The 537-nt window shown below is 47.1% G+C and carries 1 protein-coding gene; it reads right to left on the reverse strand.

Annotation, left to right across the window (positions count from 1 at the left end; all coding sequences use genetic code 11):
• The coding region (locus E1189_RS00525; RefSeq protein WP_329601864.1) for an AMP-binding protein at positions 1-436 on the reverse strand (436 nt) is incomplete at its 3' end.
• Between the last annotated feature and the right edge of the window lie 101 nt (positions 437-537).

Below are 537 nucleotides of genomic sequence, written 5' to 3' on the forward strand. Positions count from 1 at the left end.
TAGCCGCTCTGACTTTTTGGACAACTTTATTCGTTAGTTTTTCCCCGCCTACAAGTAAAGTCCTTAAAGAGGGCGGCAGTGCCATGGGTACTGAGGATAGTGTATCAATGAACAGTTCCAGAGCGGATGGAATGAAAACCAGCATAGAGATACTGTTTTCCATGATGGACTTGTTTATGAGCACTGGATCCAGACGTTCCTGGTGGCTGGCAATCACTGTTGGTGCAGGGGTCGCCATAGCCCAGAAAATTTCCAAAATGGATGGATCAAACCCTTGAGGAATTTTTTGCAGGACACGGTCATTGCTGTTAGCAGGATAACGCTGAAGGCTGTCATTTATACAGTTGAGCGCTGAGCCATGGGGAATCATAACCCCCTTGGGGTTCCCCTGCGTTCCGGATGTATAAATAATATAAGCCAGTGAGTCCTGTGACACCGGGTTTATGTCAACTGGGCCAGAGTCATCTGACCAGGTATATTGATCCAGCAGCAGACACTCAGAATGGAAGGTACTGAATACATCAAGATCCGATGTGG

It is taken from the genome of Parendozoicomonas verongulae (assembly GCF_009711465.1).
Taxonomy (GTDB): domain Bacteria; phylum Pseudomonadota; class Gammaproteobacteria; order Pseudomonadales; family Endozoicomonadaceae; genus Sansalvadorimonas; species Sansalvadorimonas verongulae.